Annotated in this window: 21 protein-coding genes and 1 pseudogene; 8 read left to right on the top strand and 14 right to left on the bottom strand. The window is 60.6% G+C overall.

Features of this window, described 5'->3' with window-relative positions:
- Positions 1–2: 2 nt before the first annotated feature.
- The 3 genes and pseudogenes from HX855_RS33810 to HX855_RS05460 form a co-directional block, all read left to right on the top strand.
- Positions 3–821: pseudogene (locus HX855_RS33810) on the top strand (PAS domain-containing protein); the annotation flags it as partial.
- Positions 822–929: 108 nt separating this feature from the next.
- Entirely contained in the window at positions 930–1,361 is a 432-nt protein-coding gene (locus tag HX855_RS33805) for a methyl-accepting chemotaxis protein (protein ID WP_371317243.1), read from the top strand.
- 55 nt (positions 1,362–1,416) lie between these two features.
- Positions 1,417–1,992 (top strand): flavin reductase family protein, encoded by a 576-nt coding sequence (locus HX855_RS05460; RefSeq protein WP_177087281.1) that lies wholly within the window; start codon positions 1,417–1,419, stop codon positions 1,990–1,992.
- A 157-nt stretch (positions 1,993–2,149) separates the two neighbouring features.
- Here HX855_RS05460 and HX855_RS05455 read toward each other — a convergent pair whose 3' ends face one another.
- Entirely contained in the window at positions 2,150–3,034 is an 885-nt protein-coding gene (locus HX855_RS05455; protein ID WP_177087283.1) for a LysR family transcriptional regulator, read from the bottom strand.
- A gap of 121 nt (positions 3,035–3,155) precedes the next feature.
- Between HX855_RS05455 and HX855_RS05450 the strand changes: the two genes are divergently transcribed.
- A complete protein-coding gene (locus HX855_RS05450) occupies positions 3,156–4,526 on the top strand; it encodes an MFS transporter (RefSeq protein ID WP_177087476.1) in 1,371 nt (456 codons plus the stop codon).
- 122 nt (positions 4,527–4,648) lie between these two features.
- Here HX855_RS05450 and HX855_RS05445 read toward each other — a convergent pair whose 3' ends face one another.
- A complete protein-coding gene (locus tag HX855_RS05445; RefSeq protein ID WP_003214430.1) occupies positions 4,649–5,449 on the bottom strand; it encodes an AraC family transcriptional regulator in 801 nt (266 codons plus the stop codon).
- Positions 5,450–5,586: 137 nt separating this feature from the next.
- Between HX855_RS05445 and HX855_RS05440 the strand changes: the two genes are divergently transcribed.
- Both HX855_RS05440 and ddlA read left to right on the top strand, forming a co-directional pair.
- Positions 5,587–6,225 (top strand): LysE family transporter, encoded by a 639-nt coding sequence (locus HX855_RS05440; protein WP_177087285.1) that lies wholly within the window; start codon positions 5,587–5,589, stop codon positions 6,223–6,225.
- Positions 6,226–6,268: 43 nt separating this feature from the next.
- Entirely contained in the window at positions 6,269–7,363 is a 1,095-nt protein-coding gene (gene ddlA, locus HX855_RS05435) for a D-alanine--D-alanine ligase (protein WP_177087287.1), read from the top strand.
- On the opposite strand, the gene HX855_RS05430 is transcribed toward ddlA, so the two are convergent.
- The 6 genes from HX855_RS05430 to HX855_RS05405 all read right to left on the bottom strand — a co-directional run bounded on the left by HX855_RS05430 (position 7,353) and on the right by HX855_RS05405 (position 14,579).
- Positions 7,353–7,508: a hypothetical protein gene (locus tag HX855_RS05430; RefSeq protein ID WP_256353030.1), complete on the bottom strand. Its 156-nt coding sequence runs from the start codon at positions 7,506–7,508 to the stop codon at positions 7,353–7,355. The two genes, ddlA and HX855_RS05430, sit on opposite strands and share 11 nt — an antisense overlap.
- A 298-nt stretch (positions 7,509–7,806) precedes the next feature.
- The gene (locus HX855_RS05425) at positions 7,807–8,535 is read right to left on the bottom strand and encodes a polyphenol oxidase family protein (protein ID WP_177087289.1); all 729 of its coding nucleotides are present in this window, start codon (positions 8,533–8,535) and stop codon (positions 7,807–7,809) included.
- Positions 8,536–8,558: 23 nt separating this feature from the next.
- Positions 8,559–10,385, bottom strand: coding sequence for a gamma-glutamyltransferase (gene ggt / locus HX855_RS05420; RefSeq protein ID WP_177087291.1), 1,827 nt, complete (start codon positions 10,383–10,385; stop codon positions 8,559–8,561).
- 217 nt (positions 10,386–10,602) lie between these two features.
- Positions 10,603–13,023: a TonB-dependent siderophore receptor gene (locus HX855_RS05415; protein ID WP_177087292.1), complete on the bottom strand. Its 2,421-nt coding sequence runs from the start codon at positions 13,021–13,023 to the stop codon at positions 10,603–10,605.
- Between the two features lie 116 nt (positions 13,024–13,139).
- Positions 13,140–14,078 (bottom strand): FecR domain-containing protein, encoded by a 939-nt coding sequence (locus HX855_RS05410; RefSeq protein WP_177087294.1) that lies wholly within the window; start codon positions 14,076–14,078, stop codon positions 13,140–13,142.
- A 3-nt stretch (positions 14,079–14,081) separates the two neighbouring features.
- A complete protein-coding gene (locus tag HX855_RS05405) occupies positions 14,082–14,579 on the bottom strand; it encodes a sigma-70 family RNA polymerase sigma factor (protein ID WP_177087296.1) in 498 nt (165 codons plus the stop codon).
- Between the two features lie 196 nt (positions 14,580–14,775).
- Between HX855_RS05405 and HX855_RS05400 the strand changes: the two genes are divergently transcribed.
- Positions 14,776–15,666 carry a bifunctional helix-turn-helix transcriptional regulator/GNAT family N-acetyltransferase gene (locus HX855_RS05400; protein ID WP_218175885.1) on the top strand — a complete coding sequence of 297 codons (891 nt, stop codon included), beginning with the start codon at positions 14,776–14,778 and terminating at the stop codon, positions 15,664–15,666.
- Between the two features lie 228 nt (positions 15,667–15,894).
- Positions 15,895–16,506 (top strand): hypothetical protein, encoded by a 612-nt coding sequence (locus tag HX855_RS05395; RefSeq protein ID WP_177087300.1) that lies wholly within the window; start codon positions 15,895–15,897, stop codon positions 16,504–16,506.
- A gap of 5 nt (positions 16,507–16,511) precedes the next feature.
- Here HX855_RS05395 and HX855_RS05390 read toward each other — a convergent pair whose 3' ends face one another.
- The 6 genes from HX855_RS05390 to HX855_RS05365 form a co-directional block, all read right to left on the bottom strand.
- Positions 16,512–17,066 carry a GNAT family N-acetyltransferase gene (locus HX855_RS05390; RefSeq protein ID WP_177087302.1) on the bottom strand — a complete coding sequence of 185 codons (555 nt, stop codon included), beginning with the start codon at positions 17,064–17,066 and terminating at the stop codon, positions 16,512–16,514.
- Positions 17,063–18,259 carry a PAS domain-containing sensor histidine kinase gene (locus HX855_RS05385; RefSeq protein WP_177087304.1) on the bottom strand — a complete coding sequence of 399 codons (1,197 nt, stop codon included), beginning with the start codon at positions 18,257–18,259 and terminating at the stop codon, positions 17,063–17,065. The genes HX855_RS05390 and HX855_RS05385 overlap by 4 nt, the downstream gene beginning before the upstream one ends.
- Positions 18,249–19,067, bottom strand: coding sequence for an alpha/beta fold hydrolase (locus tag HX855_RS05380; protein ID WP_177087306.1), 819 nt, complete (start codon positions 19,065–19,067; stop codon positions 18,249–18,251). The genes HX855_RS05385 and HX855_RS05380 overlap by 11 nt, the downstream gene beginning before the upstream one ends.
- 653 nt (positions 19,068–19,720) lie before the next feature.
- Positions 19,721–20,587 (bottom strand): hypothetical protein, encoded by an 867-nt coding sequence (locus tag HX855_RS05375; RefSeq protein ID WP_177087308.1) that lies wholly within the window; start codon positions 20,585–20,587, stop codon positions 19,721–19,723.
- A gap of 12 nt (positions 20,588–20,599) precedes the next feature.
- Entirely contained in the window at positions 20,600–21,298 is a 699-nt protein-coding gene (locus tag HX855_RS05370) for a Cro/Cl family transcriptional regulator (protein ID WP_177087310.1), read from the bottom strand.
- A 13-nt stretch (positions 21,299–21,311) separates the two neighbouring features.
- A complete protein-coding gene (locus HX855_RS05365; RefSeq protein WP_177087312.1) occupies positions 21,312–22,121 on the bottom strand; it encodes a TIGR04255 family protein in 810 nt (269 codons plus the stop codon).
- Positions 22,122–22,540 lie beyond the last annotated feature (419 nt).

Here is a 22,540-nt window from a genome sequence, read left to right as displayed (position 1 = left end):
CGATGCAGGTCAGATCCCGTCCTTACTTGCCCACCGGTGCCTCCATGTTCAACACCCGTCTCAAGCAGGAGCTGTCGGCTCTTCGCGAAGAATTATCAAGCTTGCAGCAGGTTAAGGAGAGCCTGGACAGTGAAATGATGACCCTGACACTGGATCCCGAAGGGCGCATCGAGTCGGTCAATGCCATCTTTCTTCAGGAGATGGGTTACCAGGCAAGCCAGCTACAAGGTCGCTTGATCGACGATATAGTGCCGGCGCACGTCAAGCAGGACACGTTTCAACTGCGTTTCAAAAACGCCCTGGTGCGTGGCGAGCACTTCGCCGGTACCGTGCGCCTGACCCGGGGCAACGGCGATGAGGCGTGGCTGCGCTCCATCGTGCAGCCGGTGCGCAGTTCGGACGGACGCATCAAGCATTTTTCGGTGTACTCCAGCGACCTGACGCGCACCATCGAGGCGTCTCGTGAACACGAAAACCTGATCACTGCGCTGGTGCGCTCCACGGCGGTGATCGAGTTTGACCTCAACGGCAATGTGCTGACGGCCAATGACCGTTTCCTCAACGGCATGGGTTACAGCCTGGCGCAGATCCAGGGCAAACATCACCGGATATTCTGTGAGTCGCAAGACGCCAACAGCGCCGAGTATCAGCAGTTCTGGAAGCGCCTGAACGCGGGTGAATTCGTCGCCGGCCGCTTCAAACGCGTGGACAGCCACGGGCGCGTGGTGTGGCTGGAAGCCTCGTACAACCCGGTGCTCGACGCCAATGAGCAATTGTACAAAGTGGTCAAGTTCGCCACGGTGATCACCGACCAAGTCAATCAGGAACAAGCCGTGGCCGAAGCGGCCAACATCGCCTACAGCACCTCGCTGCAAACCGACAGCAGCGCCCAGCGCGGCACCACCGTGGTCACCCAGGCGGTGGACGTGATGCGCGACCTGGCCAAGCACATGCAACAGGCGGGCGAGGGCATTGAAGCGCTGAACGCCCAGTCGCAGGTGATTGGCAGCATCGTCAAGACCATCAGTGGGATCGCCGAACAGACCAACCTGCTGGCCCTCAACGCCGCCATCGAAGCCGCCCGCGCCGGTGAGCAAGGTCGTGGTTTTGCGGTGGTGGCCGATGAGGTTCGGCAACTGGCGTCGCGTACCAGCAAGGCCACCGAGGAAATCGTCGGCGTGGTGCGCCAGAACCAGGACATGGCCCGCGACGCGGTGGCGCTGATGACCGACGGCCGCCTGCAAGCCGAGCAAGGCCTGGCCCTGGCCGCCGAGGCGGGCACGGTGATCGTCGAGATCCAGGACGGTGCACAGAAGGTGGTCAGCGCGGTGGGGCAATTCGCCAATCAACTGAGCAGCTAGTTGCCGGGGCTCATGCTTGAGGTATCGTAGGTTTTTTTTTCCGAGCCTTTCGTCCATGAGCCCTAACCATCGCCGTCCCGTCCCGCTGTCCAAGGCCTACCGCTTGCTCAACCACGGCCCTACCGTGCTGGTCAGCGCTGCGCACAACGGCCAGCGCAACATCATGGCCGCTGCCTGGGCCATGCCGCTGGATTTCGAACCGCCCAAAGTCGCCGTCGTGCTGGACAAAGCCACCTGGACCCGGCAACTGCTGGAAGGCGCCGGCACCTTTGTGCTCAACGTACCGTGTGCGGCCCAGGCCGATATCGTGCAGACCGTGGGTAATACCACCGGCAGCGAGACCGACAAGTTCGCAGCCTATGGCTTGCAGACGTTCAGTGGCGAACACACGGATGCGCCGATGCTGGAAGGGTGCGTAGCCTGGCTGGAATGCCGCTTGCTGCCCGAGCCGCATAACCAGCAGACCTATGATTTATTCCTGGCTGAAGTGGTGGCCGCCGAGGCGGATGAGCGAGTATTCAGTGAAGGTCGCTGGCATTTTGAAGGGCACGACGCACTGCGTACCTTGCACCATGTGGCGGGTGGGCATTTCTTGACGATTGGCGAGCCTATTGATGGGCGACAGCTTTAAGCCGACTCCCGGCTGCTTTTGTGGCGAGGGAGCTTGCTGTGGCGAGGGAGCTTGCTCCCGCTGGAGTGCGAAGCGCTCCCAGGATTTTGGGGCCGCTGCGCAGCCCAGCGGGAGCAAGCTCCCTCGCCACAAAAGCGCCCTCACCACCTTGGTTGTGTTACCACTGCGCCTTGCTTAGCGCCTCGGCAAACGCCATCAACTTCGGCGAGTACTGCCGCGAGGGTGGATACACCAACGAGATCGCCCGACTGCGCCCGGCAAAATCCTCCAGCAAGGGCACCAGGCGCCCGGCCGCCAAATCTTCCCGCACCGCAAAATCCATCACCTGGGCGATGCCAAACCCGCCCACCGCGCCGTCCACCAGCGCGTCGCCGATATCAAAGATCAGCCTTCCTTCGACGCTTACGTCCTGCACCTTGCCATCGAGCATGAATTGCCAGTCCACCAGCCGGCTGGTGCGCAGGTTGCGCACGGTCAGGCAGTTGTGGTCCTTGAGTTCATCGACGGTCTGCGGCGTACCAAAACGCGCGAGATACGCCGGGGCGGCGACGGTGATCCAGCACAACGGCGGCAGCGCCCGGGCGATCAGGCGCTGGTCCTGGATATCGCCGGTGCGCAGCAAGGCGTCAAAGCCTTCGTCGACAATGTCCACCAGGCGGTCGGTCATCACCGCTTCAATGCGCAGGTCGGGGTATTGCAGGGTTAGTTCGCCGATCACCGGCATCACCACCTTGCGGCCAAACAACGACGGTGTGCTGATCTTTAGCAGGCCGGACGGCGAACTGCGGCGGTCGAGCATCTGGCGCTCGGCTTCGGCCAGCTCTGCCAGCAGCGGTGCACTGCGTTCATACAGCATCTGCCCGTCGGGCGTGAGGCTCACACTGCGGGTATTGCGTTGCAGCAGGCGCACGCCCAGCTGGTTTTCCAGCCGGGAAATGGCCCGGGACAAGCCGGATTGGGTGAGGCCCAAGTCCCCGGCGGCGCGCGTGAAGCTGCGGGTTTCAGCGACGCGAACCAATAGGCGAACAGCGTTCAGATCCATGATTAAAGTCATTACTGAAAGAGTGATAGGGCTATTTATCATCTGTTGAGCATGAAAGACACTGGCGCCTCTCATTTTCTGGCAGGACGCTGTGATGTCTTTCTCTCGACCCTCAGGCTGGATGCTGTTGTTGCTGGCCACCGCGCAACTGATCATCGCCCTGGACGCGACCATTGTGTTTGTGGCGCTGCCGCAGATCGGCAGCCACCTGGGGTTTTCCGCCCAGCAATTGCAGTGGGTGGTCAGCGCCTACAGCGTAGCGTTCGGTGGCTTCCTGCTGTTGGGCGGCCGGGCGGCGGACCTGTTGGGCAAGCGGCGCTTGTACATCCTCGGCCAGTCGTTGTACGCGCTGTCATCCCTGGCGGCGGTGCTCGGCGGCAGCGCCTTGCTGCTGGTGCTGGCCCGGGCGGTGCAGGGCGTGGGCGGGGCGCTGTTGTTCCCGGCCACGCTGGCGCTGATCAATACCCACTACGCCGAAGGGCCGGCACGCAATCGGGCGTTTGCGGTATGGAGCGCGGCGTCGGCGGCGGGGCTGGCGTTGGGTGCGTTGCTCGGCGGCGTGCTGACCCAGGCCTGGGGCTGGGAAGCGGTCTTCCTGGTGAACGTGCCCTTGGCCGGCGCCTGCGCCCTGGCGGCGCGCTACTGGATACCCGCCGATGGCGAGCGGGCCCGTGGGCGCAAGTTTGATATCAGCGGCGCGCTGACCGTGACGGTGGGCGGCACGTTGCTGGTGTTTTCCCTGGTGCAGGGGCCGGAGTGGGGCTGGGCGGCGCCGTCGACCCTCGGCTGCATGGCCTTGGCGCTGGCCCTGCTCGGGCTGTTTGCCTGGATCGAGCACCGGGGCCGTGATCCCTTGATGCCGCTTCGGCTGTTGGGCTATCGCGAGTTGCGCATGGCCATGGTGTTGACGGCGGTGTTCATGAGCAGCTTTGGGGTGCAGTACTACTTCCTGGCGGTGTATTACCAGCAGGTCTACGGCTACAGCGTATTGCAGGCGGGGCTGGCGTTTTTGCCGGCAACCCTGGTGTGCACCGGCGGCATCTGGCTGGCGGAGCGTTCGTTGGCGCGCCTGGGCTTGCGCACCACACTGGTCAGCGGCCAGTTGGCGGGGGCGGTGGGCATCGCCCTGGTGTGCGTGGCGTTGCCGACGGGGGCGGGGTTTTGGTCGCTGCTGCCGGGGATTTTTATCCTGAGTATCGGCCAGGGCATGACCTGGACGGCAATGTGGGTGGCTGCCGGGTTGGGCATTCGGCCAGGAGAGCAAGGTGTGGCGGCGGGCATGGCGTCCACCAGCCAGCAGATCGGCGGCGCGTTGGGGCTGGCGTTGCTGGTGTCATTGGCGAATGCCGGCGGGTCGACGGGTGCGGCGCAGGCAGGTGGGATCGAACTGGCGTTGTGGTGGAGCGCGGCGATTGCCCTGGCGGGTGCGGTTTTGGCGTTGGCGCTAAAAGAGCGGGCTCCAGAGTCGAATGCGATCTCGGCAGTGACATAGTTCAACTGTGGGAGCTGGCTTGCCTGCGATGGCGGAGTGTCAGTCAGTCATTTATTCGCTGACCCACCGCTATCGCAGGCAAGCCAGCTCCCACAGGTTGATCGCGTTTCAAGGCGGGATTTTCAGCGCCCGAGCATCTTCACCCAGCGCGACGGCGGCATGCCGAAGGTGCTGCGAAACTGGCGGGTCATGTGGCTCTGGTCGGTGAAACCGGCAGTCAGCGCCGCATCCACCAGTGACTGGCCCTGGCCCAGCAGGCTGCGCACCAGGTCCAGGCGGCGCATGGTCAGGTAGCGATACGGGCTGGTGCCAAATAACAATCGAAAATCCCGCGACAACGCCCAGCGGTCGCGGTTGGCGTATTCCGCCATTTCATCGAGGGTGATCGGGCGGCCCAGGGCGCTGTGGATAAACTCCCGGGCGCGCTCGGCGGCGCGGTAGTCGAAGGTCTTGCGGTTCACCGTGATGCCCGAGGCATTGTTCAGCGCCTGGGCCAGGTCGAACATCGCGTCCTGTTCCTGCAACGGGTCGATCGGGCAATCCAGGCTTTGCAGCAAGACTTCGCTGGCGCGGTAAAGCCACGGGTCGCTGGACAGCCCGCCGGGGATAAACGGCAACGGCTTGCCGCCGAGCACCTGCTGAATCAGCGCCGGCTCCACGTAAATCATCCGGTATTTGAAGCCTTCCTCGCTGCCGGCCCACCCGTCATGCACTTCGTCGGGATGGATCACCATGGTCCGCCCCGGCAGGCTGTGGGTCATGCCGCCGCGGTAGTGAAAGCTTTGCACGCCGAACAAGGTCCGGCCGATGGCGTAGGTGTCGTGGCGATGAGGGTCGAAGCCAAACCCGGCAAAATACGCCTCGATACGCTCCAGGCCACTGGCGTGGGGCGCGCGGTGCAGCCAGTCGATATTGGTCGCCATGATGAGGTGTCGTGCAAAGAGGTGGAAATACGGTACCCCAGTCTGAATCCGCTGTCTGCCGGGGTCTTGTACGATTGTGCGCGGGCGGGTGCCGGGCCTATGATCCTCAATCGTTCACTGCCTTGGCGGAGCCTTATATGGAATTGTTCAACCCGGCCTACGCGGCACCGTTGCTGTCGCTGGCTTTGTTGTGGACGGTCGCTGTGGTCACGCCCGGCCCCAACTTCTTCAACACCGCGCAACTGGCCGCCAGTTGCTCACGCCGCCACGGCGTGGTGGCGTCCGCAGGCGTGGCCACCGGCACCGTGATGTGGGGCCTGGCAGGCGGTTTGGGGATCAAGTCGTTGTTCACCGCCGCGCCCATGCTGTACCTGGCGTTCAAGATCATCGGCGGCTGCTACCTGATTTACCTGGGGTTGAAACTGTTCCGGCGCTCGGCACCGGCCATGGGCCAGAACCTGTTGCCCGATGAACCGCGTCGCTCGCTGTTCTCGGCCTGGCGCCTGGGCTTGCTGGGCAACCTGTCCAACCCCAAGGCGGCGTTGTTCGTCGCGACGATCTTTGCGTCCACCATGCCGCCGTCACCCTCGCCGATGCTGCTGACCCTGGCCGTGATCACCATGGCGACACTGTCATTCAGTTGGTATTCCTGCGTGGCACTGGTGTTTTCCAGCGAGCGTATGGCCAGCGCCTACAGCCGCTCGCGCAAGTGGCTGGACCGGTTTGCCGGTGGTTGTTATGTGCTGTTCGGGGCCACGCTGGTAGCGAATCGCTGACGGCTCATGGTAAGAAGCCTTACTTTCAAACGTGAGGCCGATCATGAGCAAGCTGCGGGTAGGGATTATTTTTGGTGGCCGTTCGGCCGAGCACGAAGTGTCGCTGCAATCGGCGCGCAACATCGTCGATGCACTGGACCGTTCGCGCTTCGAGCCGATCCTGATCGGCATCGACAAGGCCGGCCACTGGCACCTTAATGACACCTCGGGCTTTCTGCTCAACGAGGAAAATCCGGCGCTGATCGCCCTCAATCAATCCAACCGGGAACTGGCCGTGGTGCCGGGCAAGGCCAGCCAGCAACTGGTGGAAACCGCCGGCCAGGCCGCCCTGGAACACGTCGATGTGATCTTCCCGATCGTCCACGGCACCCTCGGCGAGGATGGCTGCCTGCAAGGCCTGCTGCGCATGGCCGACTTGCCGTTTGTCGGCTCCGACGTGCTGGGTTCGGCGGTGTGCATGGACAAGGACATCAGCAAACGCCTGCTGCGCGATGCCGGGATTGCCGTGACGCCGTTCATCACCCTCAACCGTCGCACGGCGGCGCGTACCACCTTCGAACAAGCCCGGCAGAAACTCGGAGTACCGATGTTCGTGAAACCGGCGAACCAGGGTTCATCCGTGGGCGTGAGCAAGGTGAGCAGCGAGGCTGAATATCAGGCCGCCGTAGAACTGGCCCTCGGGTTTGATGAAAAGGTACTGGTGGAATCGGCAGTAAAAGGCCGGGAAATCGAATGCGCCGTGTTGGGCAACGAGAATCCCATCGCCAGTGGTTGCGGCGAGATCGTGGTGCGCGACGGCTTCTACTCCTACGACAGCAAATACATCGATGACCAGGCGGCCCAGGTGGTGGTGCCGGCGGACATCAGTGTTGAAGACAGCGAGCGCATTCGCGCCTTGGCCATCGAAGCGTTTGAGACGTTGGGCTGTGCCGGGCTGGCGCGGGTGGATGTGTTTCTGACGGACGAGGGCGAGGTGCTGATCAACGAGATCAACTCGCTGCCGGGTTTTACCCGTATCAGCATGTACCCCAAGTTGTGGCAGGCGGCGGGCATGAGCTACAGCGAGCTGGTGAGCCGATTGATCGAGCTGGCGCTGGAGCGGCATGCGGGGCGTAAGGGGCTGAAGATCAGCCGGTGATTTTTGCGGGTTTAGATTTGGACGGGCCGGAATGCTGTACCTGCCCATACCGGCCAGTTTTGATGTCCACAATTGCAGCGAGTAGTTCCTCGCCGATGTTGCGTTTGGCGTCGCGTTTTTTAAGTCGGTACTTGGTGAGCGGCATAAGGGCTTGCCTTCGGTTTTTTTGCGAAGGATCTTCGCAATTTGCATGATCAGCAAGACCAACTTTGTTACCGATCGAGGATCGGTTTGGGAATCTGACGAAACCTTTTCATGAGTGAGATCCCATTGTGGCGAGGGAGCTTGCTCCCGTTGGGCTGCGCAGCAGCCCTGAAACTGGGTACGGTGCTCTTCCTGAAAAAACGCATCAGCTCATTCTGGGGGCGCTTCGCACCCCAGCGGGAGCAAGCTCCCTCGCCACAAATTGAGTGTTGCCGGAGACGGTGTTGTTATAGGTCGCTTTATCGTTGTGCTTTTCGCGAAATCCACGAATACAGCAACGTCTTCCTTTCCGTGCTGTCATGGGTCCTTCGGCGATAACTCGCAAACGCCGGCGAGGTGCAATACGTACACACCTCACTCACCTCGACCTGTTCACGCCTGATTCCCGCCGCCTCCAGCAAGATCAGCGCATAACGGCTCAAATCAAACCACGCACTCAAGGCCTGCCTGGGTTCTGGCGGCTGAATCTCCGGTGCCAACAACGGCCCCGGCTGCTCGAACGTCCACGGCGCATTCCCGTCCGGCCATAAGTGACCCTGGCTCGCCTGCAACTGCGCGACAAACTCGCCGCTCACCTCATAGCAACACGGCTTGATCGACGGCCCGATCGCAACCCGCAATTGGTCCAGCGCCACGCCCTCGGCGGTAAACCGTTGCATGGCATTGGCGATAATCCCGCCTTGAAGCCCCTTCCAGCCACCATGAATTGCCGCGACAAAATCTCCGCTCTCCGAGGCCATCAGCAGCGGTAAACAGTCGGCCGTGATCACCGCGATCGGCCGCACATCCCGGCTGAAAACCCCATCGGCTTCAACCGTATTGGCGACCAGCTCCGGGCGCCATTCAATGGTCGTGGCGCTGTGCACCTGCTTGCAGATGAACACCTCGTCAGGCCGCAACGGGTCGTCAATCGAACAGAACCCATGGTCGACGCCCACCAGGGCGCCGAGGTTATTTGCCTTATGCACGCGCAGTTCTCCGGTGAGTCACATCAATCCCCGAGGGCCTCGCCTTCACGACGTGGGTCCGCCCCGCCGATCAGCGACACCTTGCCCTGGGCGTCTCGCACCCGAACGATTGCCTGGGCGCCGCTGGTCATGTCGATTTCACTCAGGGCGTGGCCCTTGTCCTTCAGCGCCTGTTTCAACGGCGCACTGAACAAGCCGGCTTCCAGCTCGGTAGCGCCGTTGCGGCTGCCGAAGTTGGGCAGGCCGACGGCGGCTTGCGGGTCGAGGTTCCAGTCGAGCATGGCCACCAGGGATTTGCTCACATATTCGATGATCTGTGATCCGCCCGGTGAACCGACCGTGGCCACCAGCTCGCCGCTCTGGCGATCAAACACCAGCGTCGGTGCCATCGACGAACGCGGGCGTTTGCCTGGCTCAATCCGGTTGGCCACCGGCTGGCCGTTCTCTTCGGGAATGAACGAGAAGTCGGTCATCTGGTTATTCAGCAAAAAACCCTGGACCATCACATGGGAACCGAATGCGGACTCCACGGTAGTGGTCATCGACACCGCGCCACCCACGTCATCCACCGCCACCACTTGCGAGGTGGAAATGCGCAGTGGCGAGCGATCCGGCGCGTAGGCCACTTGAATTCCGGCAGGCTTACCCGGCTTGGCGACGCCCATGCTGCGTTCACCAATCAGCGCCGCGCGGCCGGCCAGGTAATCCGGTGCGACCAGCCCGGCAACCGGCACCGGCACGTAGTCGGAGTCGGCCACGTACTGGGCGCGGTCGGCATAGGCCAGGCGGTCGGCTTCAGCGATCAGGTGCACCGCTTCGGGTACCGGCTCCAGGCCTGCCGGGGAGTCGTTTTTCACCGGCTTCAACGGCGCCAACGCCAGGCGCGGGTCGCGGGCTTCCAGGGCCTGCAAGGTGCCGAGGATCTGCGCGATGGCGATCCCGCCCGACGACGGTGGCGGCATGCCGCAGACTTTCCAGCGTTTGTAGTCGGTGCACAACGGTGCCCGCTCAACCGCGCTGTAACCTTTGAGGTCGGTCAGCGTCAGGCTGCCGGCGTTGCTGTTGCCCTGCACCTTGCGGGATATTTCTTCGGCAATCGGGCCGTGGTACAGCGCGTCCGGCCCTTCCTTGGCGATGCGCTTGAAGACGTTGGCCAGCGCCGGGTTTTTCAGCAGCGTACCGGTGGCCTTGGGGCTGCCGTCGGCGTTCAGGAAGTAGGCGGTCATTTCCGGCGAGCGGGTGATATAGCGGTCGGCGGCGATCAGGCTGTGCAGGCGCGCCGAGATCGGGAAGCCCTGTTCGGCCAGGCGAATGGCCGGCTCGAACAGCGTTGCCCATTGCAGGTGGCCGGTCTTTTTGTGGGCCATCTCCAGGGCGCGCAACACGCCGGGCGTTGCCACCGAGCGCCCGCCAATCTGAGCCTGGGGGAACGCCATCGGCGTGCCGTCGGCGTTGAGGAACAACCGCTCAGTGGCGCCTGCCGGTGCGGTTTCACGCCCGTCATAGGCATGCACCTGCTTGCCGTCCCACAGCATGATGAACGCGCCGCCACCGATCCCGGAAGACTGCGGTTCCACCAGGGTCAGCACGGCTTGCATGGCAATCGCCGCATCGATGGCCGAGCCGCCCTTGCGCAGGATCTCCCGCCCGGCTTCGGCGGCCAGCGGGTTGGCGGCGGCGGCCATATGACGTTCGGCGTGGCGGGCGCTCATGTCGGTGCGGTAGCCCGAGCCGAGTTCCGGAGCGGGCGGCAGTTCAGGCGCGGTGGCGCTGTGGCAGGCGGCAAGGGTGAGGGCGACGGTAATCAGTGAGAGGGTGGTAAGGCGTTGACGGGGGAAAATCGAAAGCACGCGATGACTCCGTTCATTTGAGAATGATCTGTTGTCCGTGCAGGTGAATGTACATCAGTGGTTTGGAGGAGGGGAGCTTGAATGGGTTTTCAGGCCCGACTGGGGTGATGAGAGGCTTGTTGTGGCGAGGGGGCTTGCCCCCCGTTGGGCTGCGAAGCGGCCCCAGAAAGCAGGAGCGCTGCGCACTCCAACGGGGGGCAAGCCCCCTCGCCCCCCATCACCACGTGTATTTAACGCTGGTCAGCAACGTACGCCGCAGCCCCGGGTAACACTCATAGGTGTCATCACAGGTCGCCACATACTCGGTGTCCAGCAGGTTCTGGGCATTCACCGAGACCGTCACGTTCTTGTTGATCGGGTAGCTCACGCCCGCGTCGAACAGGGTGTAGTTGTCGATGTGATAAGTGTTGCCGTTATCGCCATACAAGGCCCCGGTGTACCGCGCGCCGCCGCCCAGGCTCAGGCCGTTGAGCGCCGTGTCGTGGAAGGTGTAGTTCAGCCACGTCGACGCCATGTGCTTGGGCACGTTGGCCGGGCGGTTGCCTTCATCGCCACGGTTGCTCTTGGTGATTTCAGCGTGGGTGTAGGTGTATGAGGCGATCAGGTCCCAATTCTGGTCGAGGCGGGCCTTGATCTCGGCTTCGATGCCTTTCGATTGCTGCTCGCCCGAGGCCACGGTGAAGCCGGTGTTCACACCGCCGACAATCTCGTTGGTCAGCACATTGGTCTTGGTCAGGTCGTAGGCCGCCAGGGTCATCAGGATGGCGTCGGTGGGCTGGTACTTCACGCCCATTTCCCACTGGTGGGCCATGCTCGGGTCGAAGGCGCTGCCATTGCGGTCCGTGCCGGTGTTGGGGGTGAATGACTCGGCGTAGCTGACGTACGGCGCCAGGCCGAACTCGGTGAGGTAGGTCAGGCCCACGCGGCCGGTGAAGGCGTTGTCTTTCTGGTTGGTGGATGCACCCACGTGGTTGTCCAGCGCGTTGCGCACGTAGTCATAACGGCCGCCGGCGGTGAGGATCCAGTGGTCGTCAAACTTGATCTGGTCCTGCAGGTAACCGCCCACTTGCTCGATGGTCTGGTCGTAGTCGATCGAGCTCAAGCTGTTGGCGGAGGTGGGCCGGGTGATGTCCTTGCCATACTGCGGGTCGTAGAGGTTCAGGTTCGGTGCGAGGGTGCGCCAGCGGGTGATATCGGCGTCTTGCCAAGTGTAGTCCAAGCCCATCAGCAGCTTGTGGGTCAGCGGGCCGGTGGTGAAGTCGGCCTGCAATTGGTTGTCGAGGTTGAAGGTGTCCATGTGCTGGTCGAAGCGGTCGGCGATGCGCGTCACGTTGCCGGTGCTGGTGTTGACGGCGGCGGGCAGCAGGTTCTGGAAGATCACGTCGACCTGGCCGTAGCGTGCGTTCTGGCGGAATTCCCAGGTGTCATTCAGGCGATGGCGGAACTCGTAGCCCAGGCTGTATTGCTCCTGGTCCAGGTGGTTGAAGCTGTGGTCGCCCATCAAGATGTTGGTGGTGTGGCCGTTGGGCGTGCTGTAGGCAAACAGCGAGCCGCCGTTGTGGTCACGCAGGAAATCGGTGAGCACCGTCAGGCTGGTGTCTTCGTCCGGTGTCCAGGTGAAGGAAGGCGCGATGTACAGACGGTCGTCCTTCAGCTCGTGGCCGTCGGCGTATTCGACCTGGGTGTCGGCATCGCGGGCCAGGCCGACCACGCGGTACAGCAGGTGTTGGTCGTCATCCAGCGCGCCGCCGATGTCGAACTGGCCCTGCATTCGATCATGGTTGCCGCCGGTGAGCTGCACCTCGTTGACGTGGTTGGCCTCGGGCTTCTTGCTCACGCGGTTGATGATGCCGCCCGCGTCGCCCTGGCCGAACAGGCTGGAGGCCGGGCCGCGTACCACGTCGATGCGGTCGAAGGCGTAAGGCTCGCTGCGGAAAAACGCATAGCTGTTGTTCTGCTGGCGCAGGCCGTTGAGGTAGTCGCTGCTGGCCTGGCCGTTGAAGCCTCGGATGTACAGCCAGTCAAAACCCTTGGGGTCCAGGCCGTAGGCTTCGACCTTGACGCCCGGCACATAGCGCAACGCATCGGTGACGGTCTGCGCACCCTGGGCCTGCATCTGCTGGCGGGTGATCACCGAGACCGACTGCGGGATTTCGATGATCGGCGTGTCGGTCTTCGACCCGCTGCTGCTGCGGGTGGCGACGTAGCCTTCCATCGGGCCGGAGGCGGGTTCAGTGGCTTTACCGGAGATGCTGGTGGGGTCCAGTTGCACCGTGCCGTCCACCCTCGGGATCAGCGAGTAGCTGCCATTGCTCAGCAACACGGCCTGCAATTGGCTGCCGGCCAGCAGTTGGCGCAGACCTGAGTCCACGGTGTAGCGGCCATGCAAACCGGCAGATTGTTGCCCTTGGGCCGCACCGGGTTCGAAAGAAATATTCACCCCCGCGGTGGCGGCGAACTGTGCCAGCGCGCTGTTCACGGAACCGGCGGGAATATCGAACTGACTTTCAGCGGCGCCCTGGGCCCAGGCTGCCGGGGCAATCGCCGCAGTCGCCAGCGCCATGCCGAGTGCAGCCCGGCGTAGGGCGCGGGGCAGGCTGGCGGGTGGGGTTTCAATCATCGGGGTGTGCGCGGACATGCGGTTTCCTTTCGCCCTGTGGCAGTGGTGGTGGCGTCGGTGGCGCCTCTATCTACCAAGTCGAACGAGAATCAGAATCAACAACCCCTCGCCGAGATTTATTTTTGGGCGGGCCTTCAAGCGGGTTCCACGCGGGTCCAGTAGCGGCTGAATTGGCGCACGCGCACCGGCAGGGTGGAAGTCAGGTTTTCGAGGATGGTGTCGGTGTTGGCCAACTGAAACGCCCCCGAAATACGCATCGCTGCCACCGTCGGGTCGCAGGCAAGGTGACCGGGACGGTAGCGTTGCAATTCACTGATGAAATCCCCCAGTCGCCAGTCATTTACTACCAGCATGCCGTGGGTCCAGGCGTCGGCTTGTTGGCTTGCCGGTTGCACGTTGCCGGCCGCGTCTTCACTGAACGCCAGCTGCTGGCCGGCCTCCACCCGCACCGTGGGGCTCAGGTGGGCGGTGCGCACTTCTACGGCATGTTCCAGCACGCAGACGTGGGTGCGATCGGCTGCACTGCGCACGATGAACCGCGTGCCCAGGGCGCGGATACTGCCTTCGCGGGTGTGCACCACGAACGGCCGGGCCTGTGTGTCGCGGGCGGTGTCGATGAGGATTTCACCGCTGAGCAATTGCACTTCCCGCAGGTGCGGGCTGTAACTGATATTCACCGCGGTGGCCGTGTTCAACTGCAATTGACTGCCGTCGTCCAGGCGCAAGCGGCGGTGCTCCCCGGTGGCGGTGCGCTGGTCGGCCATCAGCGACGGCAGCGGGGTGGTACGCCATGCCAACGCGCCCGTGCCGCCCGCCGCCACTAGCAGCGACAGCACCTTAAGCACTTCACGCCGCTTGGCGCGGGCACTGCTGAGCGTAGGGCGTGCGATGCCCGGGCCGACGCGCTCAAAGCGCTCCTGCAAACGGGTCAGCCGCTCCCATGCCTGGCGGTGACGCGGGTCACCGTCGAGCCAGCGCCGATGGGCTTCACGGGTGGTGTCATCCAGCTCGTCGCAACGCAGGTCCACGTACCAGCGTGCGGCCGCTTCGAGGGTCGCATGATCCAGTGCCACGGCTTACTCCTCGGCTGCCAGCAAGCAATGCATCAGGGCGCGCACCGCATGTTTCTTCACGGTGTTGACCGACACCTTCAACTGCCGCCCGATCTCCACGTAGCTCAAGCCATCGAGTTGGGCCATCAGGAAAATCTCCCGGGTGCGACCGCCGAGGCCGTCGAGCAAGCGGTCGATTTCCACCAGGGTTTCGATGATCAGCAGGCGGGTTTCAGGCGAGATATCCAGCGCTTCGGGGCGGGCGGCCAGGGTTTCCAGATAGGCCTGCTCCAGTGCGCGACGGCGGAACATGTCGATCATCAGGCTGCGGGCGATGGTGCTCAGGTACGCGCGGGGCTCGCGCAACGGTTGCGTGGAGCGTTGGGTCAGCACCCGCACGAAGGTGTCCTGGGCCAGGTCCGCCGCGTGGTCGACGCAACCCAGGCGTTTGCGCAGCCACCCGCAGAGCCAGCGATGGTGGTCTGCATACAGGGTTTGCACGATGTGTTGCTCGCAGGGCATGGCGTAAACCCGAAACATGTTTGTTTGATAATGAATCTCATCTTCATCGCTGCGCCGCTATTTGGCAAGTGCGCGCCAGTTGATTTGCATATGGTTGTGCGATACAACTAAATATCCATCTCTTCAGGCAAAGGCTTTTCCCGTGAACCGTTCCCGGCCAGACCTTATCGATCAGATCCGCTGCGCCTCGCGTCTTATGGTGCGAGAGCTGGGTTTTATGCAGCCGAAGTTGGCGGCCAGCCGTTATCCACCGTCATCGGTGCACACCCTCGTCGAAATAGGCGAGCGTGGACCGCTGACGGCGGCGGAGCTGGTCACGTTGCTGGGGCTGGAAAAATCGTCAGTGAGCCGCATGGTGCGCAAGCTGATCGAGGCCGGCGAGCTGGAAGAGTTTGCCAACGAGGACGACGCCCGCTCGAAAAAACTGCGGCTCACCGCGCGAGGCCAGCACACCCGGGGTGACATCGAAGCCTTTGCCCGGCGGCAGGTGGGCGAGGCGATTGCTGACCTGTCCAGCGAACAGCAACAGGCCGTCAGCCGCGGGCTGGATCAATACGCCGGTGCCCTGCACACCCAACGCACCGGTGCCCGGCAACCCAGGCCTTACAGAATTGCCCGTGGCTACCGCCCGGGCGTGATCGGGCGCATCGCGCAGATGCACGCCGAGTACTACGCCAAACATGCGAATTTTGGCCAGCCGTTCGAAAGCCTGGTGGCAGCGGACATGGCCGAGTTGATGGGGCGCCTGGCCAACCCGCGCAACGACGTGTGGGCGGTGCTGGATGGCACGCAGATTGTGGGTTCGATCGCCATTGATGGCGAGGGCGAAAACGGCGAGGCGATCTTGCGCTGCTTCATCCTGGACCCGTCGGCCCACGGTCAGGGTGTGGGTAAACGGCTGCTGAAAGAGGCGCTGGATTTTTGTGACGAACACCGGTTCCCGGCGGTGCGGCTGTGGACGTTCAAAGGCCTGGATGTGGCGCGCACGCTGTATGAACAGGCGGGCTTTGTGCTGGCGTCCGAGCAGGAAGGGCAGCAGTGGGGCACGTCGGTGGTGGAGCAGTGTTTTGTGCGCCAAGGGGTTTGACGCAACAGCGCCAGGGTGGCACGGTCTACAACGACGAGAGCGACCCGCAACTACCCGGCTTTGCCAGGAGGTTGTATAAAGGCCCCCACCACGGGCTGTATCGTGTGCAGCCATCCCGTGAACGGTTGCTTGTCCCGCAGGTTTCTTGCGAAACCCAACACCCCCTCTGGTTTCACCGGTTGCGCGTTAATCGCCAGCCACGTTCCCACTCCAAGGACTGGAATTTCCATGCGTGCTTTACCGCTGATTACCCTAGTGACCGCCCTCCTGCTGGGCGGCTGCAGCATCCCGTACCAAACCCCTCAAGCCCGCGCCCAGATAGAGCAAGACCTGGGGGTTTCCGGCAGTGACATCATCGACATCTCCTACACCAACTTCTGCAAACTGAAGTACGGCGACGAGGCGATCTGCCATGCCGAGCAAGGCTTGGCGGTGCTGACGCGCAAAGGGCTGATCCTGAGCAAGTATCAGAGTGGCCGGCATGTGCCTGCGTATTCCCTGAAAACCGCTGAAGTACTGTGCGGCCATACCGCCACCTCGCGGGAAGCGGCGGAAGCGCTGAACATGTTTACGGCGGACTCCAACTTTGTGCTGCTGCCGCTGGATGCAGACAAACACTGGAATGGCGCGATGCACCGGGAGATGGTGGATTATTTGTTGGCCAATGGTCAGCCACTGTTGATCGGTGCTGGCGCGAAAGCCGTCAGGCCGAGCGGGAAGAAGAAGTACGCAGGCGGCATGATTCCGGGGACGAAGATTCCGTACTTCACGGAGTTTGAGTATTCGGAGTTGGTGAATCCCTGTCCGGGTGCCGTAAGCGACGTCGCCCAGGGCCACTGAGTGGTTTAACTGTCTTTGGGGTTGATCAGGGCGGTCAATACATGGTCGGCCCACACCCCGTTGATCTTGAGATACGCCCGCGCTTCACCCTCCCGCTCAAAACCCAGCCGTGCCAACAGGCGCGCGCTGCGCTCATTCTCGGGGCGGTAGTTGGCCATGATGCGGTGTAGTTGCATTTCATCGAACACATGAGCAATCGCCGCCTTCAGCGCTTCATGCATCAGGCCCTGGCCTTGGGCGGACTCAGCCAGCGCGTAACCCAGGTGACAGGCCTGGAATGCACCGCGCACGACGTTGCTGAAGTTGCAGGCGCCAACGATCTTGTCCTGGCTGAACAACAGCAGGTGCAACGCTTCGCCACTGGCGGTTTTGTCGGCCATGGTTTCGAGGCGTTCGGTGATGGTGTCCAGTTCAAAAAACGCCTCGTCACGCGAGGGTTCCCAAGCCTGGAGGTAATCGCGGTTTTCCCGCAGGTACGCTTGCAGGGCACAAGCGTGGGAAGGCTGCGCGGGGAGCAGTAAAAGCCGGGCGGTGCGAATGCCGGCGGTGGGGAACGTCATGTATCACGTTCCTGTGAAGGGGCAGGGTTCCTTGGGAACGTCACCGTGAAGGACGTGCCGGCCTCTGCGGTCGACGCAATCGACACCGACCCCTCATGGGCCTCTGCGATCTGTTTGACGATGAACAATCCTAGCCCCACGCTGCGCGCGTCGCTGTCGCCGCTGACGCCTCGGGTCATCGGTTCGAATAGGGTGGCCAGCGTGGACGCGGCGATGGGGTTGCCAAAGTTCTGGACGCTCAACACGGCGGCGTGGTCGTCGAGATGAGCGTTAACGGTAATCGGCCGGGCCGTATCGCCATAGGCGACTGCGTTGGCGATGAGGTTCCCGATGACCTGCTGAATCCGGTCCGCATCCAGAATCACCGAACCTTCACCCTGGACGTTCACGTTCAGCAACGCAGACGGGAAGGTAACGCTCAGTTCTTCCATGCTGCGTTTCACGAGGCGTTGCAGGTCTGTGGGTTTGGGCGTGACGGCAATGCCGCGGCCGGCCCGGGCGAGCGCGAAGTCCAGCAAGTCGCCAATCATCCGTTCTGCCCGGTGCGCCGATTGGCTGATATGCCCGATCATCTTGATATCGTTGGGCGAGCGCTCACCGCGGCTGAGAAAGTCCGAAGCCATCTTGATGGCGGTCATGGGGTTTTTTAAATCGTGGCTGACGATGGCGACCATTTGCTCGGCAAACAGGGCTCGGTGATGGGCCTTTTCATAGGCCACCTGAAGTTTGTCTTGTGCTTCGTGCAAGGCGGTTTCGGCTTCAATTTTTTTTGCCAATGACTCTTCTGCCAGCTGCCTGGCCTTCAGCAACTCCTGTTCGTACTTGTCGCGATCGGTGGTGCCAAACAAGGCGAGTTCGTGAAAAACGCCGCTCGGGTGCTCCCTGCGAATGCCGTTGAGCAACATCGTGACGGTGCTGCCATCACGGCGCACCAGGTCCAGTTTTACCTCCGCCACTGAACCCTGCATTTGCATGAGGGGCGCCCAGTGCGTCTGGTGGAAAATGCGGCCACCCATGGTCAGCAGCGATTGAAATCGCTTGCCCACCAGTTCCTCCGGGCGAAAGCCGATCCAGTCGCTGAAGGTGGTGTTGGCTTGTTGGATGGTGCCGTCCGCCAGTGTGACCACCAGCCCGCAGGGGGCGCCATCGAACAGGGCGCCAGCCTCGGGTGCCAGCGGCGCGTCAGACGCCACCAGTCGGCCCTTCCCACGGACGGAGGAACCCGTCCATTGCGACGCGGCACGCCTCAGGGGCGCTCATGTGAGGGCAGTGGCCGACGTTGTCGACCAGGCAAAATTCGCTGTTGGGCATAATGGCGTGCAAGTACTCGCCCACGGCCACGGGAGCGATCAAGTCGTCTGTGGACTGCAGGATCAGGGTGGGGGTTTGCAGGCCGTTCACATCGGCGCGGTTATCCGCCATGAATGTCACCCGGGCAAACTGCTTGGCTATATCGGGCTCGGTCCGGCAAAAACTGTTGGTGAGTTCTTCACCCAGTGCAGGCTGGTCAGGTGCCCCCATGATCGCGGGCGCCATCGTGCTCGACCAGCCCAGGTAGTTGCTGTCCAGGGTGTCCAGCAGCGACTGGATGTCCTTGAGCGTGAAACCGCCCACGTAGTCGCCGGAGTCGATGTAACAGGGTGACGGCCCGATCATCACGTGGCCGGCAATTTGCCCCGGTGCTTGCCTGTCGGCCAGCGCGCCGATCATGGCGCTGACGGAATGGCCCACCAGGATGACCGGGCCTTCGGCGAACTGATGGATGATTTCGCCAAGGTCTTGCGCATACCGGCCGAGGCGTTCGTATTGGGTTTTGTCATAGGCGCGCAGGTCTGATCGGCCGGCGCCTACCAAGTCGTAGAGGACGACCCTGAACCGGTCAGAGAACGATGGAGCCAGATAACGCCACATGCTCTGGTCGCAGCCAAAGCCATGGGAGAACACCAGTGTCGCCGGCCCTTGGCCCGATACATTTACGTTGTTGCGCTGCGCAAGGTCCATTCGGGCTCCGAATCGGGTGTTTATGCAAGGGGGCGGGGCAGGGGCGGTTTTCAGCACCATAGCGTATATATCAAACGCAAGTGCATTCATTTGAATTGATTTAAACGGTTGAGCTTGGATGGCTTCCCGTTCGAAAAAGGCGTCGTCACGGGATCGTTCCCACGGCTGGACGCCGTGTACTTTTCAGCGGGCATAAAAAAACGGCCTACCTTTCGGTAAGCCGTTTTTAGTACTTGGTGGCTACACAGGCACTTGAACCTACACATTATCATGTTGTTTTTTAAGGATATTTTTATTTTGTTTTTTTAAGGGATACACCATGGGATACATGGTACTGCCTGCTGGGGTACCTCGGACCTGCATCCGATCTCCGAGAAATAACCTAAAGAGGCGACGCCCTGCTTCCGACAAACGGTACAGCTATCCTGGCTGAACTTCGAAATCTGCAGATATGTTGGTGCGTCCGTAGCGCCTCGATGAGCAATACAGACTGTCTCGATAAAATGACCTGATCGCTTCGACGAGCCTTTGCAAAGACTTCCTCTGAGGACGAGGTGTCGAATATCTTCCTCGTGCTATGCGTACCTGACAGTGCTTCGCGTCACCACCCCAGAACGGGGTGGTGGCCAATCCGAGCCATTCAGTAGCATGCACTACATCATTGGTTGTGGAGGATCTGTACGGAGGCTTATATGGTCGGCATGCCATCTCGTAAGCAGTTGGGACTGAGCAAAGCTGAGGGCGGTATCGGCGATAACCTCGACATCTTGGAGTTCTATCCACCGCCAGGATTGAACTGAATTTTTCGCCAGAAAGCAGCGGGCTTTGAAGATTTCCGCGACTTTCTCGGCAGCCTTCATAGCTATACTTTTTGACGCTTGAGGATCATCGTTGGTGGCGTACAGAAGTGTGATCGTCAGCTCGTAAGTATCATCCTCGCCGTCTCTGGCATTTTCCTCTCCCTGATCCACATCGAAAAAAACAGCTATGACATGCGTGCCACTATCTTTGAACGCTTTCGCAAGCCTTTCAGCAACGCCGGTTTCATATTTGAGGCGACGATCGAACTCGTCTGGAAACGCAGCTCTCTTATAACGTGCGGCTAACCACTGCTGAAGTATATTGCGCTCTCTAGGCGTCATCCTATGCAGTTCGCACGGCTGGTGCTGAACCAAAGCAGTGCCTGCAGCGTCGATCAAGTCTTTGTGTAAAAGCAGTCTTCTTGAAGTGTCTAGATCAAGCACACGTACGTTCTTGCCCCCAGAACATTCAATGTGGAGCCGCCGAAGATTTTTACAGTTCGTAAAATTACCATCGGGTAACGTGTCCAAAAAGGTCCCCATGACCACTTCCACAAACTCTTCAGAGTCAGATGGTTGAGCCAAGTCGCAATCATGGGAGACGACTACTACTGCTAATTTTTCAGGGTCGACTCCGCCGTTAATTCCAAGTGCGGCTATGCATTCTGCACTCAGAAAATGACCTTGCCTCCACGCAATACCGCGTCCCCATTTAATCATCTGAGCTACACGCTAGGACTTTTCATTGTAGTAAGATTTCCCTATTTCTGTGACGTCAACAGCCGGCATGCCGCGACCTGCTAGTCTGTTAGTTACCGTCTGCCGCTGTCTAGCCTCATCTTGAATCATCTCAATTAAAGAGAAGGCGGCGTCGCTGCCAGGGATACCGTCACGAACGCTCTCCATTAATGTCTTTCCTCCTGGAAGCTTACGCCTCAAAACACTCGGCGTGACGTCGAGCTCTGCTGCATGGACGGCTACCGCAGCCAAGGCCAGCTGGACTACCAGCTTTTCATTTTGTTCTGCAATGGGCTGATTGGCTTGCCAATTATATATTGTCTGCCTAGACACGCCGAAAATACTAGCCAGCTCAGTGACGGACGGTTTGAAAATAGATCTCACAAATGCAAGGTCATCGTTCGAGCTATGGACTTGAGTGCGCACAGTAGCCTCAGCAAACTGCTTTTGCTGATATCCAAAGTCGTGCAGCTTGTATCCTCGTACGTCGCGCTCCATAACGTAGCTCGGTGTCAGAGCCCCACCAGTACCAACTAATAATGCGATGGCCGCTCCCATCCCACTAACAAATTTTGTCGCGGAATAAATTTTTGTCGGAGTCGAGGCTTTGAACTCACGATGCCTGTCAATAAAATTACCTACTCTGAAAGCTTCACAAAGCTCAGGGCTTGTTCTTAAAGCTTGGATACTCATATGCTAATTCCCTTTAAGCATTCCACTGTTCACGACCATGATCTGACACGGTCGCATGAAAACACTTATCAATAAGTCCGTGTATCGAATCTAGTTTTTCGCGGATTAATCCTAGATTAAACTGATGGCGGCCTTCGGAGAAACCATCAGTGTCAATCATCGCATGCTCGCCTGAAATTTCTTTGAATCGCGGGTTTATCACGAGGTCATCTGGACCAAGATCTGGTGGGAACCCCAATACTCCCGCTTGGATGATAGTGCGAGATATAACTTGGCCAATTCCTTCGCTGAGCATGGAAGTTTCAGCGAAAGCATATGCGAAGGTCGCATCAGATATCTTGGCTGGTAGTCCAGTTACTTCATTGGCAAGGTATGCATTCACAGACTCACCAGGACGAGGAGCTACAGCGTCTAAATACCGAAGCCCCAATCTGTCGAAGTAGCTAAGTCCGCCTACAACCTCATCTAAAATAGATAGGCCAAGTTCTAGTCTAGTTAGAAACTCGGGGAATGTGTCATATTCGGTTGTGCGAAACATTAACGAATTTGATTGTAGTAAAAAGCCATTTTTGCCCCAGATGTCTGAAAATAAATACCTGTCTACTTTTTGAAGGCCAGGTTGAGGCATTTGGTCATTCTCAGACGACGCCATAGCAGGAGACAGTGTGAACTGCATGCTGGATGAGTGCTTAAAGCCGGGGTAGCCAGCTTTCCGCAAGCGCTCCTGGATTGCGGGAAGAAAGGTGCTCAGGTTCAGCAGTGGATTGTGCTGCACTTGGCCGACGGCGAAATACACCGGCGCGTTCTTCATTTTGCGTCCCATCAGAGCTCCCGTTTGGCTACTTTACACTTTGATTGACAGTTTACACTCCGGTTGACAGGCTTGCCATTCACTGAATTCACTTTTTTGTAACTGCCTGAAATGTATATTTTTCTCCATGTCATTTTCAGTACTTGAATCTGGATCGAGCATTTACCTTGACGGCCTCCTCCTAAATTCTTGACGAGGCTGGTGCTGGCCTAGCCACGCGAATTCCCGCAAAGCATTGTCCTGCTTGGCTTTGAGCGTTCCCGCCGCTGGTGGCGTCAGATAAATCCGTCAAGACCTGTCTAAAATTTCGTCAAGGCTGGTCAAGGATTATGGCCGCGTTTGCCGGGTTCGATCGTGCGCCACTTGTCCCGCAAGCGACTGTCGCGGCTCACCCCTGTTTCTGGACGAGGTAGCTACCCGGCCGCATGCCA

The organism is Pseudomonas sp. IPO3778 (assembly GCF_013386825.1).
Classification (GTDB): domain Bacteria; phylum Pseudomonadota; class Gammaproteobacteria; order Pseudomonadales; family Pseudomonadaceae; genus Aquipseudomonas.
This window is presented reverse-complemented; position numbering and strand designations above follow the sequence as displayed.